Source organism: Vibrio sp. R15-SG3-ISO1A (genome assembly GCF_059833955.1).
Genome location: NZ_JCBDGH010000092.1, coordinates 12,791 through 27,281, shown reverse-complemented (window position 1 = coordinate 27,281; position 14,491 = coordinate 12,791). Strand labels below are relative to the sequence as shown.

Genomic DNA, 14,491 nt, shown 5'->3' with positions numbered 1-14,491 from the left:
CCTCCTTTGTTGCCCTCAGTGTACGCGCAAAGCCTGCACTGGCACAAATCTAAGCGGTAAAAAAGTGTTTACCTCTCACGATGAAACTTTCAGTAAATAAATATAAAAAAGGTGATCAAGTTACTATTTTTATGCGCTAGGTGCAGTATGATGTGCCACATAAGTCAGGACGGATTTATAGCCCAAAATTCTGATGAATGGATTCTTAGACTACAGAATGGCTAGCATTTAACTTTATTATCAGAATAATACTCTAAGGATCCTGTATGGCTACCCTAACCGATGCCACTAAGGCACTTTCCCCTGCAACACGTCTTGAAGAAGATTTATTGGGTGAGCGTCACGTCCCTGCCGACGCTTACTACGGCATCCACACCCTACGTGCGATTGAAAACTTCAACATCTCCAACATGACCATCTCCGACGTGCCGGATTTCGTCCGCGGTATGGTGATGACCAAAAAAGCCGCGGCGCTGGCCAACAAAGAGCTGGGTGTAATTCCAAAGGATGTGGCGAATTACATTATCCAAGCGTGTGATTTGATTCTAGAAACCGGCAAGTGCATGGACCAATTCCCATCAGACGTCTACCAAGGTGGCGCGGGCACGTCGGTCAACATGAACACCAACGAAGTGATCGCCAATATCGCCCTCGAATTAATGGGCAAGGAAAAAGGCGAGTACGACTTCATCAACCCAAATGACCACGTCAACAAGAGCCAGTCGACCAACTGTGCCTACCCAACCGGTTTTCGCATTGCGGTGTACAACAGCGTGCACAAACTGATTGAATCGATTGAATACCTCAAAGGTGCGTTCGAGCTTAAGAGCCAAGAGTTCAAAGATATCCTCAAGATGGGCCGCACTCAGCTGCAAGACGCGGTGCCAATGACGGTCGGTCAAGAGTTCCACGCTTGGGCGGTGACGCTCAACGAAGAGATCCGCGCGCTTGAGTACACCTCAAAGCTGCTGCTCGAAGTGAACCTAGGCGCAACAGCCATCGGTACTGGCCTCAACGCGGCGCCGGGCTATCAAGCAGCGGCAGTCAAACACTTAGCACAAGTGACCGGTCTTGATGTGGTCCCTGCGGAAGATTTGATTGAAGCCACCTCAGACTGCGGCGCCTACGTGATGACGCACGGCGCGCTCAAACGCCTAGCGGTGAAGCTATCTAAAATCTGTAACGACTTGCGCTTGCTCTCTTCTGGTCCTCGCGCAGGTCTAAACGAGTTGAACTTGCCACAGCTGCAAGCGGGCTCTTCCATCATGCCTGCTAAGGTCAACCCTGTGGTGCCTGAAGTGGTCAACCAAGTCTGCTTTAAAGTGCTGGGTAACGACAACACCATCTCTTTCGCGGCAGAAGGCGGTCAATTGCAGCTTAACGTGATGGAGCCAGTGATTGCCCAAAGCATGTTTGAGTCGATTTCGATTCTGTCTAACGCGTGCGTGAACTTGCGCGACAAATGCATCGACGGCATTACCGTCAATAAAGAAGTGTGCGAAAACTACGTCTACAACTCGATTGGTATCGTCACTTACCTCAACCCATACATCGGCCACCACGAAGGCGACATCGTCGGTAAGATTTGTGCTGAAACCGGTAAGAGCGTGCGTGAGGTGGTGCTAGAGCGTGGATTGCTGACGCCAGAAGAGCTGGATGACATTCTTTCGGTTGAAAACTTCATGCGTCCAACGTATAAAGCCAAGCGCTACGAGTAAGCGCAAAAATAGGGCCTGCGGGCCCTTTTTTAGGCACGCATCCGGTAACCACACTTTTCCTATGGATTACTCTCACACAACGTAAACAAAACGCAGTGATTATCTAAACCTTCATGCCGCTGGCCGACTCTCAGCAGCGCGAAGCATTAGATAATCAAAATCAAACGTTAAACATTAAACGAGGATATAGCTATGGTCGCAGTGGAGCTCATTGTTGTTCTGCTCTTCATTTACTTGGGAGCAAGAATCGGCGGGATTGGCATCGGCCTTGCCGGTGGTGCGGGTGTGATTGCCCTGTCTTTGGTGTTGGGCGTGCCCACCAGTCAGGCGTTCATTCCAGTTGACGTTATCTTAATCATTATGTCAGTGATTACCGCGATTGCCGCCATGCAAGTGGCCGGTGGTATGGACTGGCTGGTTCAAGTAGCGGAAAACTTTTTGCGCAAACACCCTGAACGTATCACTTTTTACGCACCGATCGTCACCTTCTTAATGACCTTGATGGCGGGTACTGGCCATACGGCGTTCTCAACCTTGCCTGTGATTGCTGAAGTGGCAAAAGGCCAAGGCGTGCGTCCTTCTCGTCCGCTGTCGATTGCCGTCGTAGCCTCGCAAATTGCGATTACCGCATCGCCAATCTCAGCGGCGGTCGTGGCTTTCGCGGCGATGTTGGCGCCAATGGGCGTGGACTACCTCACGCTACTGGCGGTCTGCATTCCGACCACCTTTATTGCTTGTATGATTGGTGCGTTTGTCGCCAACTTCATGGGTAAAGAGCTTAAAGACGATCCTATCTACCAAGAGCGTTTGGAAAAAGGGTTGATCAAACTGAGCAGCGACACGCAACGCGAGATCCTGCCAACAGCAAAAACCGCGACCTACATTTTCTTGGCCGCGATTGGCTTTGTTGTCTGCTACGCAGCGGCGATTTCAGGCTCAGTCGGCCTAATTAAAGACCCTGCGCTTGGCCGTAACGAAGCCATCATGACTGTGATGCTGGCTGCGGCCGCCGCCATTGTGCTGGTGACCAAAATCGATGCTGCGAAAATCCCATCAGCCGCAACCTTCCGCTCAGGTATGACGGCGTGTGTCTGCGTACTGGGTGTTGCATGGCTTGGTTCAACGTTCGTCAATGCGCACGTGGCAGAAATCAAAGAGCTGGCGGGCGATCTCTTGTCTGATCACCCTTGGATGCTGGCGATGGTGCTGTTCTTTGCCTCTATGCTCCTTTACTCACAGGGCGCGACCACAGTGGCGCTAATGCCTGCCGCGCTAGCGATTGGTGTCGCGCCGCTGACTGCCGTTGCGTCCTTTGCCGCCGTCAGTGCCCTGTTCGTACTGCCGACCTACCCAACGCTGTTGGCCGCGGTTGAGATGGATGACACTGGCTCAACGCGCATCGGCCAATACGTGTTTAACCACCCGTTCTTTATTCCTGGTGTGGTGACCATTGCCTCGGCGGTGGCACTCGGCTTTACCTTTGGCGGTCTACTGATCTAGTCTCAATAAGACGCCATAAAAATAATTCGATACAAAGGGAGCCGAGCGTTCCCTTTTATTTTGCACTGAATAAAAAATCACAGATCACAGACGGTTTTTGATTGACATCAAAGTAGCGTTAATTAATAAAACCTTCTCGTTAACCAAAGCGATTGAATAAAATTCCCAGCGTTTATTTACGCCGCTATTAAATCCATTCACTCTTTCTAAAAAAATCCAAAAACCAGCATAGAAATCCAACTATTTCACTTGAATACCCTAGCGATTTTTCCATGAAAATTTTGGCCAAAAATATAGGACAGTAATTTGTGACCCGCTCCAAGGTTAATCTTTGAGACGAAATTTACACTAGTTCTAAATTCGATCATGCCTATCAATAATAACGCTATCTATTGTCACAGATTCACTTGTATTCACCCTTTGCAATACAAGTAAGGAGATCATCATGACCACTCAAATTGTCCCTAGAGAACATAAAAACAGCGAAGAGAAAAAACGCGGCTTTTTTGCCAACTTTAAATTCCCTTCCGCCTACACCATCTTATTTGTCTTAATAGCCCTTGTGGCCATGTTGACGTGGATAATCCCCGCTGGCCAATATGACCGCGCCATGAATGAAGACCTTGGCCGTGAAGTGCCCGTGACGGGCACTTATCAGCCTGTGGAAGGCAATCCACAAGGGGTGATTGATGTCTTGCTTGCGCCGATAGATGGCTTTTATGACCACAACAGCTACGAAGCGGCCGCGATTGATGTGTCGCTGTTTATCCTCGTCATCGGCGGTTTCTTGGGCCTAGTGACCAAAACCGGCGCGATTGATGCTGGGATAGAGCGCGTCACTCACCGCCTTGAAGGACGGGAAGAGATGATGATCCCCATCTTGATGGCACTGTTTGCCGCAGGCGGCACCGTGTATGGGATGGCGGAAGAGTCCTTGCCTTTCTATACCTTACTTGTGCCCGTGATGATGGCCGCACGTTTTGACCCTGTGGTCGCCGCCGCGACCGTGTTGCTTGGCGCCGGGATTGGCTGTTTGGGTTCAACCATCAACCCGTTCGCCACTGTGATTGCCGCCAACGCCTCGGGCATTCCCTTCACCGATGGCATCATGCTGCGCGCCATCATGTTGGTGATTGGCTGGGCAATCTGTGTCGCCTATGTGATGCGCTATGCACGCATGGTGCGCCAAGACCAATCCAAATCGATTGTGTTTGATAAGTATGAAGAGAACAAAGCGCACTTCTTGGGTAATCAATCCGAGCAAGGCCTTGAGTTCACCACCACACGCAAAGCGATTCTGACCATCTTTGGCCTCTCGTTCGCGGTCATGATTTACGGTGTCTCCATTGCCGGTTGGTGGATGGCGGAAATTTCAGCCATGTTCCTGGCCGCTACCATCATTGTCGGTATCGTGGCACGTATGAGCGAAGAGGAGTTCACCACCAGCTTTATTGATGGCGCCCGCGACCTACTTGGCGTTGCTCTCATCATCGGTATTGCGCGCGGTATTGTGGTGGTGATGGATCGCGGTATGATCACCGACACCATCTTGTACTCAGCGGAGCAGATGGTGACTGGGCTCTCCTCGGTCGTCTTTATTAACGTGATGTTCTTCCTAGAGATTTTGCTCTCGTTCTTGGTGCCGTCCACCTCTGGTCTTGCCGTACTCACCATGCCGATTATGGCGCCATTGGCCGACTTTGCCGGCGTCGGTCGTGATTTGGTGATCACCGCGTACCAATCAGCATCAGGGCTGGTGAACCTCATCACGCCAACCTCAGCCGTGGTGATGGGTGGCCTTGCGATCGCCCGCGTGCCTTACGTTCGCTGGGTGAAATGGGTCGCGCCGCTGCTCGCTATCTTGACTCTGTTCTGTGTGTTGGCGTTAAGCCTAGGTGCGCTACTGTAACCGCTCACGCAAAGCCATTAAGCAGGATGACGAAACGGTTGTCCTGCTTTCTCCCTTCTTGCAAGACTCAATCAAGAAAAGCCACGTGTGTGGCTTTTTCTTTATCTGCACTTTCTTTATCCTTACGTTTCGATTTTTTATTCCATTTGGATAATCCTGTTTTATAGACTGGGTTACTTTTTCTTATCCAGAAATAAAACCCATGCATTGATGAATAAAAACAAAAACAAGCGTGATCACCTAGACAAATTAACACATTCATTTATTAACAAACACAGTCAAAAGATAAACGAAGTCACTATATAAATAAAAACAGCGCATAAAACCGCACGCTCATTCTATCCATTATAAATATCGACATGAATACAATTCCCTCTCTTTACCGTGATTGACTCTCACTGCGCTATTTTGCTGTCAATCAGTGAATAAAAATCCTTACAGAGCGAAAAACCAACATCATCACAGCTTGGTAACAACTGCATGGATATTGTTAAAACCCTAGGCGTAGCAAGGGCTGCAAGAAAAAATGAAGTGTGACTGAGCGCAGAGAATCCTCCTCTCTAGGGCGTAATATGAATATCAGAACAACAAAGTGAATAATTAAATTCACTCTCAAATAATCCCTACACCCTTATTTAATTTGTCACAGATACATTAAATAAAAAAATAAATAGAGAGATACGATTATGAGTAAGTTATACGTAGGTTCTGAAATCGGTCAATTACGTCGCGTGTTGGTTCACCGCCCGCGTCGTGCTCTCACCCACTTAACCCCCTCGAACTGCCACGAGCTACTGTTTGACGACGTGTTAGCGGTCGAACGTGCCGGTGATGAACACGATGTGTTTACCCAGACGCTGCGCGATCAAGGGGTGGAAGTGCTGCTATTGACCGACCTGCTGGCAGAGACGCTGGCAGTACCAGAAGCCAAGGAGTGGCTACTCAATCGTCAGGTATCTGACTACCGCTTAGGCCGAACCTTTGCCAACGACGTGCGCTGCTATCTGGGCGACTTGCCCCATCTTGAATTGGCGAAAATTCTCACCGGCGGCCTCTCCTACGCGGAAATGCCTATGCGCTCCTCCTCAATGATGCAAGCGCTGCATGCACCGACCGATTTTATTATCGAGCCGCTGCCCAATCACCTCTTTACCCGTGATACCTCCTGCTGGGTCTACGGTGGCGTCTCCATCAACCCGATGGCGAAGCCGGCCCGCCAACGTGAAACCAACCACGTGCGCGCCATTTACCGCTGGCACCCAACCTTCGCAGGGCAAGACTTCATCAAATACTTTGGTGATGAAGAGGCGCTGTACGACAACTCAACCATTGAGGGCGGTGACGTATTGGTCATTGGCCGTGGCAGCGTCTTGATTGGTATGTCTGAACGCACCACACCGCAAGGGGTGGAGCACCTCGCTGCCGGCCTATTTAAACACGGCCAAGCCAAACAAGTGATTGCGATGGAGCTGCCTAAACATCGCTCTTGCATGCATTTGGATACCGTGATGACCCACATGCGCGAAGACACCTTCTCTGTCTACCCAGAAGTGGTGCGCAAAGACGTCAAATGTTGGAGCTTGACGGGTGACGAGTCTGGCGCGGTGCGCGTCAAAGAGGAAGGCTACTTTGTCTCGGCGATTGAAAGAGCGCTTGGCGTTGGCCAACTCAACCTCATCACCACGGGCGGCGATAACTTCAACGCTGAGCGTGAGCAGTGGAACGACGCCAACAACGTGTTGACCGTCAAACCGGGCGTCGTGATTGGCTATGAGGGCAACACCTACACCAATGAAAAATACGACAAAGCCGGCATCAAGGTACTGCCTATCCCTGGGGATGAATTGGGACGAGGCCGCGGCGGCGCTCGCTGCATGAGCTGCCCGATTGAGCGCGATGGCATCTAAGCCCGCGGTCATCACAAACGCCATCGTTATCAACCCATTCATCCTTATCATCGGATCAACAAGGAGCAAAAGCGGGCGCTTTTGCTCTGTGGAGACAGAGCTATGAACAAACAAACCGTCGTTGTCGCCCTAGGGGGCAATGCGCTACTTCGCCGCGGTGAGCCGCTCGAAGCTGAGGTGCAGCGCCACAACATTGAAATCGCGGTCAACACCATCGCCAAAATCGCCGAGCACTACAACGTGGTGTTGGTGCATGGCAATGGCCCGCAAGTGGGGTTGCTTGCGCTGCAAGGTCTTGAATACAAGAAAGTCGCGCCCTACCCACTCGATGTGCTGGGCAGTGAAACCCAAGGCATGATCGGCTACATGCTGATGCAAGAGTTTAAAAACCAGATGCCGAGCACCAACATCACTTGCATGTTGACGCAAATGACCATCGACCCAAATGACCCGGCCTTCGCCAATCCAACCAAACCGATTGGACCGATTTACCAAGAAGCCGAAGCGCGCGAACTCGCCGAGCGTTATCACTGGACCGTCAAACCCGATGGCGCGCATTTTCGCCGCGTCGTACCGAGCCCTAAACCGACAGGCATCATAGAACACGAAGCCATTACCAAGTTGATCGCCGAAGGGCACTTGGTGATCTGTACCGGTGGCGGCGGCATTCCGGTCAAACGGGAAGGCGGTAAATTGATGGGCGTTGAAGCGGTGATCGACAAAGACATGTCCGCCGCCTATCTCGCCAAACAGCTCAATGCCGACGCGCTATTGATCCTGACTGACGCTGACGCCGTCTACCTCGATTGGGGCAAGCCAACTCAGCATCCGCTACGTGCCACCACCCCTAGCGAACTGGCGCACTATACGTTCGATGAAGGCTCAATGGGGCCCAAAATTGATGCCTCGTGCGAATTCATTCGCCAAGGAGGCAAGGTGGTTGGCATCGGCGCCCTCGAAGATGGCCTAGCGATTTTACAAGGCACCGCCGGCACTAATATCACCAAAGGCTAACAACAGACAACGAGGCTCGGGCCATCTTCGCGCCGAGCCTCAACAGACATTGCACGTCATCATCTCTTTTTTAGAAGGAAATTCACCATGGCTTTCAATTTACGTAACCGCAACTTCCTTAAACTGCTCGACTTTACCCCACGTGAGATTGACCATCTGCTCGCGCTCTCTGCTGAACTGAAAAAAGCCAAATACAACGGTTACGAGCAGCCGCGCCTCAAAGGCAAAAACATCGCGCTGATTTTCGAAAAAACCTCAACCCGCACTCGCTGCGCCTTTGAAGTGGCGGCGTTTGACCAAGGCGCGCAAGTCTCCTACTTAGGCCCCTCAGGCTCACAAATCGGCCATAAAGAGTCCATGAAAGACACCGCACGAGTGCTGGGCCGCATGTATGACGGCATCGAATATCGCGGCTTTGGTCAAGAGATCGTTGAAGAGCTCGGCCGATACGCCGGTGTGCCCGTCTGGAATGGTTTGACCGACGAGTTCCACCCCACCCAAATCCTCGCCGACTTCCTGACCATGATGGAACATGGCCGCGGAAAAGCGCTGCGCGACATCTCCTTTGCCTACCTTGGCGACGCACGCAACAACATGGGCAACTCCTTGATGGTGGGCGCGGCGAAAATGGGCATGGACATCCGCCTCGTTGCGCCAAAACAGTTCTGGCCAGAAGAGAGTTTGGTCGCCACCTGCCGCGACATCGCCCAGACCACAGGCGCTAAAATCACGCTCACCGACGATGTGCAAGAGGGCGTGCAAGGCTGTGACTTCCTCTACACTGATGTCTGGGTGTCCATGGGCGAAGCGAAAGAAGCGTGGGCAGAGCGCATCAATTTGATGCTGCCGTATCAAGTCAACATGGCGATGATCAAAGCCACCGGTAACCCGCACGTGAAGTTTATGCACTGCTTACCCGCCTTCCACGGCGAAGACACCACGGTCGGCAAACAGCTCGCGAGCGAATATCCCATGCTCAAAGACGGCTGTGAAGTGACGGATGAAGTGGTCGAGTCGGACTACTCGATTGTCTTCGACGAGGCGGAAAACCGCATGCACACCATCAAAGCGGTGATGGTGGCGACCCTAGGTGCGTAACCACCGGCTTTAGATGAACTAAGAGACTCGCGGGGCTGACAACAGCCTCGCTTTATTAGAATAAATGACCAGAAAAACACTTTGTCATTAGTTTTTTATTTGGTGACAAGTATCATATAGCCACACTTTTATTGGTGATAAACTCAGCGTGCGCGACGGCGCTTTTTCATTGAACAACCCACAAGGGTACATAGATGGAGCTGTGTACTCATTCCCATCAGGATGGCGATAATCATAATAAGGGGTCCTTATGAGTGACACTCTTCATCTCGCGGACGACCAATTTGCCGATGACAAAACCCTCACTTCAGCGTGCAAACGGCTACTGCAACAACAAAGCTTTTCCACTCAAAATGAGCTCAGAGAAGCCCTGGTGAACATCGGTTTCGAGGGCATCAGTCAATCGACTGTCTCTCGCTTGCTGTCGCAACTTGGCGTCGTCAAGGTGCAAAACGCCTGCGGCAAAAAAGTCTACTGCATCACGGTCGAAACCGCACCAGTGCGCGTCGAGTCCTCCATCTCGTCACAAATCGAGTTCATCACCCACAACCAATCCATGGTGGTCGTCAAAACCCACCCCGGCAGCGCCCAACTGGTTGCCCGTCTCGTCGACATCGACCCACACACCGAAATCCTTGGCACCGTCGGCGGTAACGACACCGTACTCATCATCCCAAAAGACACACAAAAGATTGATGCGTGTGAGCGGATAGTGCGGATGAGATTAGGAGTGAGTTGATAGGGAATAGGTCCTAGAGGCGAGTGCCTAGTTCCTAGAGGGATGGTGATGGGTGATGGGTGATGGGTGATGGGTGCGATCTTCTAGGCACTAGGAACTAGAAACTAGGCACTATTTGAAACTTATCCATCCGATCTCCTGTCTGATTGAGTTACACTGAATCCATCTTAGTTAACGTGACGGTCTTATGCGCTTCGCTTTCTCGCTTGTTGTACTGATTCTTTCTCTCTTTTCGAGCTCGGTGTGGGCTCTGTTTGGCAATTCGCAATCTACGTTCAGTCCTGCCAATGAGGACAATCGTTTTGTCACTGTTGATGAGGCGTTTGCCTTCAATGCGGTGCAGCAAGGCGCGCGGGTCCATCTCGATTGGCAAATCAAGCCAGATTACTATCTTTATCAAGATAAGATTGCCATCAGTGGCGAGCACATCACGTTAGGTGACATCACACTGCGCCAAGGTGAGCCCTATCATGATGAGTTTTTCGGTGACGTGAACATCTACACCACGCCGCTGTTTGTCGAGGTGCCTTTGGCCGAATATCAAGCCGGGGCTCGCTTGATGGTTCAATACCAAGGCTGCGCCAAAGCCGGTTTCTGCTATCCGCCCGAAACTAAGGTCATTGACCTGACCTCGTTTGATTTTCAAGACCCCAATGTCGTCATCGCGCCCACCTCCACCAATTCAGAAAAGACGCCTGTCACGACTGACACGGCGACAGACTCATCACGCTCACAACAGGCACAGCTAGCCGATCGCATCAGCGAGAGCGTTTGGACACCGCTGCTGTTTCTCGCGCTGGGTATTGGCCTGGCCTTTACCCCGTGTGTCTTGCCGATGTACCCGATTTTGACCAGCATTGTGCTCGGCAGCGGTCAAATCAATACGCGCCGCGCATTGGGTCTTTCGTTTGTCTACGTGCAAGGCATGGCATTGACTTACACCTTGCTTGGCTTGGTGGTGGCGCAAGCTGGTTTGCAGTTCCAAGCGGCGATGCAACACCCCGCGGTGTTAATAGGGCTGAGTGTATTATTCGTCGCGCTGGCCTTGTCGATGTTTGGGCTCTATACGCTGCAACTGCCAAGTCGCCTGCAAACTTGGCTCAATCAACTGAGCAATCAGCAGCAAGGTGGCAATCTGGTCGGTGTGTTTAGCATGGGGGCGATTTCTGGTTTAGTCTGCTCACCCTGCACCACGGCGCCGCTGTCGGGGGCGCTTTTGTATGTGGCGCAAAGCGGCGACTTGTTTACCGGCGGGATCACCCTCTACGCGTTGGCGCTCGGTATGGGCATTCCTCTGATTTTGGTCGCGGTCTTTGGCAATCAGTTGTTGCCAAAAGCGGGAGAGTGGATGAATCGCGTCAAGACGCTATTTGGTTTTATCCTCCTCGCGGCGCCGATTTTCTTGCTTGAGCGTATCCTGCCCGAACTGTGGAGCAGTGCGCTGTGGTCGGGGCTCGGTATCGCGGCGTTTGGCTGGCTCTATCACAGTAAAAATGCACTGCCCTTTGGCGGCTGGAAGCAAAGTGTGGTGGGCATTGTTGCGGTGCTCGGTTTGTTCGCCAGCGCTCAGCCACTGCTCAATCTTTGGTTTGATGGCCCAAGCGCCCACTCGCAAGCTTCTCCGAGCATTGAGTTTACCCGCATCAACAACGTCGCCGAGCTCAACTTAGCCCTCAGCCAAGCCCGAGAGCAAGGCAAACCTGTGATGCTCGATTTTTATGCCGACTGGTGCGTCGCGTGTAAGGAGTTTGAGAAATACACCTTCCACCAAGCCGATGTGGAAGCCAAGCTGAGCGAGTTTGTGTTGTTGCAAGCCGACGTCACCCGCAACCAAGTGCAAGACATCGAGCTACTCAAACAACTCGGCGTACTCGGTTTGCCGACCATTGATTTTTGGGATGCCAATGGTCAGCCGATGCCAAATGCTCGCATCACAGGATTTATGCCAGCCGAGACGTTTTTAGCGCACCTTGAGGCGTCTTACCCAAAGCCATGACAGGCGCCTCAGATTTGCGTTCAAAACCCGATACACTTCAGACTTTTAGTGGATAAAGATTGTCCGGCGCGGCAAAGCTGACAATAATTCTATTAACTAAATCATCATAAGTGTGCAACGTCATGGACTCGACCTACACCATCATCATCGCAGACGATCACCCGCTGTTTCGCAACGCGTTGTTCCAATCGGTACATATGGCGGTCAGTGGGGCCAATCTGCTTGAGGCCGATTCCCTCGATGCCTTGATGACGCTGCTCGCCAAAGAAGATGAGCCCGACTTGCTGCTGCTCGATCTGAAAATGCCAGGCGCCAATGGCATGTCTGGCTTGATTCAACTGCGCGCCGAGTACCCAGAGTTGCCAATTGTGGTGGTCTCAGCCAGTGAAGAGCCTTCGGTGGTCACGCAAGTGAAAAGCCACGGCGCGTTTGGTTTTATCCCTAAATCGAGTGACATGCGCGAGCTGGTGAAAGCCCTCAATCAAGTGCTGGCGGGCGACCCTTACTTCCCTGAGGGTTCGATTGTCGAGAATGCCGCGTGCAATGATCTCGCCGAGAAAATGGCGACCCTCACCCCGCAGCAATACAAGGTACTGGGCATGCTCTCCGACGGACTGCTCAACAAGCAGATCGCCTATGAGCTCAACGTCTCAGAAGCGACCATCAAAGCGCACATGACCGCCATTTTCCGCAAACTGGGCGTAAAAAATCGCACCCAAGCGGTAATACTACTTAGCGAACTCAACGACTAGCACTACTGGTAGTAGGCCAACACTACTCTGGCTCTTGCGAGTCCGGAAGGCACAGACCCAACTGCGTCACTTCGTAGTTCTCCACTTTAGAGATGACAAACCTCAGCCCCTGCCAATCAAAACTGTCGCCAAGCACCACTTGATGGGGCAGTTGCTCCGCCACCAACTGCTTTAGCGTGAACGTCGCGTATTCAACAGGCACATCAATGCCGTAGTGCTGACACACATCGCTAAGCGAAACCTCGGCGGCAAAAAAGAAGTCACCAAAGAAACGGGTTTGAGTTTCCGCCAAAGGCGCGGTGCTAAACAGTTGGCTTAACGGCTCAAGGTTCTCTTCTCGGCCCAGCACGCATAAAGTGTCGCCCGCTTGCAGCACAGTGCTGCCCGATGGGTGGAGCAAGGTTCGCTGACGAAACAGCGCCGCAATCCGCGTTCCATCCGGCATCGCCAACTTACTCAATGGCTCACCAATACACCACTTCTCCGCTTCCAAGCGATAGACATAGAGCTCCCAATTGCTGGTTGGGAAAATCTCGATCCCTGCACGCGCCACCGGCGCGGGCTGGGGTGGCAGCTCGACTTTGGCGAGCTTGGCCGCCTTAGTTAAGCTCACGCCTTGCACGATCAGCGAGACCATAACGACGAAAAAGGCGATATTGAAATACATCTGCGCATTGGGCAGCCCAGCCATCAAAGGGAATACCGCCAAAATGATCGGCACAGCGCCGCGCAATCCGACCCAACTTAAAAACCACTTCTCTCTGGGGCGAAACTTGCCAAACGGTAGCAAACTGAGCCACACCGCAATAGGGCGAGCAAATACAATCATGCCGAACGCGAGCGCCAGTGCCGGCAGTGCGATATCGAGTAAATCTTTCGGATTGACCAGCAGGCCAAGCACAACAAACATGATGATCTGGCTAAACCATGTCAGTCCATCCATGACATTCAAAATCGAGTGTTTTGAGCGCGTCGGCAAATTACCCAGCAGCAAACCAAACAGATAGATGGTGAGAATGCCGCTGCCGCCCAAGGTGTTCGACAATGCAAACAGCCCAACGCCAAGCCCTGAGACCAGAATCGGGTACATGCCTTCTGGTAATTGGATGCGATTGATGATTTGCAAAGACAACCAGCCGCCACCAAGCCCAAGGGCGATGCCGATGCCAAACTGCATCACAAAACTCAGTGACACGAACCCAACGCTGAGCACCGCGGTTGGATCCGCCAGTACCGCAATCAAAGTAATGGTGAGAAACACTGCCATCGGATCATTGGTGCCTGATTCAATCTCCAACGTCGCGCCCACCCGTTCATTGATGCTGCGCCCTTTAAGGAGTGAAAAGACCGCCGCAGCATCAGTGGAACCGACTATCGCGCCAAGCAGCAAGCCTTGTAGCAAAGTGAGATTGAAGAGCCAGGTGGCGAGCAAACCGGTGAGAAACGTGGTGCAAAATACGCCAAAGGTGGCCAAAGAAAACGCCGGCCAGAACGCCAAACGAAAGCTGCTGATACGAGTGCGTAGCCCACCATCGAGCAAGATGATCGCCAGCGCTAAGTTACTGACCAAATAGGTCGTGGAATAGCTGTCAAACTTGATGCCTCCCGGGCCGTCTTGCCCGGCCAGCATACCGACGCAGAGAAACAAAACGAGGATAGGTACACCGAGGCGCGAGGAGAGCTGGCTGAATAACACACTGATAACAAGAAGAAGCGTCCCAGTAAGAAACAGTCCATTGATCATATCTACCGTCAAGCTTTACCCCCTTAAATACAATTGGAGTCAATGAGTTATTCTACCCATAGTTTTCTCTTGGCAGTAGCGGGAAATGGTCAACCTATGCAAATTGTCGGTCAA

The 14,491-nt window shown here is 52.0% G+C and carries 10 protein-coding genes; 9 read left to right on the top strand and 1 reads right to left on the bottom strand.

The genetic code is table 11. The features are described 5' to 3' along the window. Window positions 1-266: 266 nt before the first annotated feature. The 9 genes from aspA (at window position 267) to AC6R0L_RS16655 (ending at window position 12,633) form a co-directional block, all read left to right on the top strand. Window positions 267-1,718 carry an aspartate ammonia-lyase gene (gene aspA / locus AC6R0L_RS16695; protein WP_500629848.1) on the top strand — a complete coding sequence of 484 codons (1,452 nt, stop codon included), beginning with the start codon at window positions 267-269 and terminating at the stop codon, window positions 1,716-1,718. A 192-nt stretch (window positions 1,719-1,910) separates the two neighbouring features. Next, window positions 1,911-3,218, top strand: coding sequence for an anaerobic C4-dicarboxylate transporter (locus tag AC6R0L_RS16690; RefSeq protein ID WP_500629847.1), 1,308 nt, complete (start codon window positions 1,911-1,913; stop codon window positions 3,216-3,218). Between the two features lie 445 nt (window positions 3,219-3,663). Continuing rightward, complete coding sequence (locus AC6R0L_RS16685; protein ID WP_500629846.1) at window positions 3,664-5,127, top strand: YfcC family protein; 1,464 nt, start codon at window positions 3,664-3,666, stop codon at window positions 5,125-5,127. Window positions 5,128-5,813: 686 nt separating this feature from the next. After that, the gene (gene arcA, locus AC6R0L_RS16680; RefSeq protein WP_500629845.1) at window positions 5,814-7,034 is read left to right on the top strand and encodes an arginine deiminase; all 1,221 of its coding nucleotides are present in this window, start codon (window positions 5,814-5,816) and stop codon (window positions 7,032-7,034) included. A gap of 102 nt (window positions 7,035-7,136) precedes the next feature. After that, the gene (arcC, locus tag AC6R0L_RS16675) at window positions 7,137-8,048 is read left to right on the top strand and encodes a carbamate kinase (RefSeq protein ID WP_500629844.1); all 912 of its coding nucleotides are present in this window, start codon (window positions 7,137-7,139) and stop codon (window positions 8,046-8,048) included. A gap of 87 nt (window positions 8,049-8,135) precedes the next feature. Further along, the gene (locus tag AC6R0L_RS16670; RefSeq protein ID WP_334554681.1) at window positions 8,136-9,146 is read left to right on the top strand and encodes an ornithine carbamoyltransferase; all 1,011 of its coding nucleotides are present in this window, start codon (window positions 8,136-8,138) and stop codon (window positions 9,144-9,146) included. A 250-nt stretch (window positions 9,147-9,396) separates the two neighbouring features. After that, window positions 9,397-9,885, top strand: a complete 489-nt coding sequence (locus AC6R0L_RS16665; protein WP_500629843.1) for an arginine repressor — start codon at window positions 9,397-9,399, stop codon at window positions 9,883-9,885. Window positions 9,886-10,072: 187 nt separating this feature from the next. Next, on the top strand, window positions 10,073-11,881 hold the full coding sequence (locus AC6R0L_RS16660) for a protein-disulfide reductase DsbD (protein ID WP_500629842.1): 1,809 nt from the start codon (window positions 10,073-10,075) through the stop codon (window positions 11,879-11,881). Between the two features lie 122 nt (window positions 11,882-12,003). After that, the gene (locus AC6R0L_RS16655; RefSeq protein ID WP_334554691.1) at window positions 12,004-12,633 is read left to right on the top strand and encodes a response regulator transcription factor; all 630 of its coding nucleotides are present in this window, start codon (window positions 12,004-12,006) and stop codon (window positions 12,631-12,633) included. A 22-nt stretch (window positions 12,634-12,655) separates the two neighbouring features. Here the strand turns inward: AC6R0L_RS16655 and AC6R0L_RS16650 are convergent, their stop codons facing one another. Beyond that, entirely contained in the window at window positions 12,656-14,377 is a 1,722-nt protein-coding gene (locus AC6R0L_RS16650; RefSeq protein WP_500629863.1) for a potassium/proton antiporter, read from the bottom strand. Window positions 14,378-14,491: the final 114 nt, after the last annotated feature.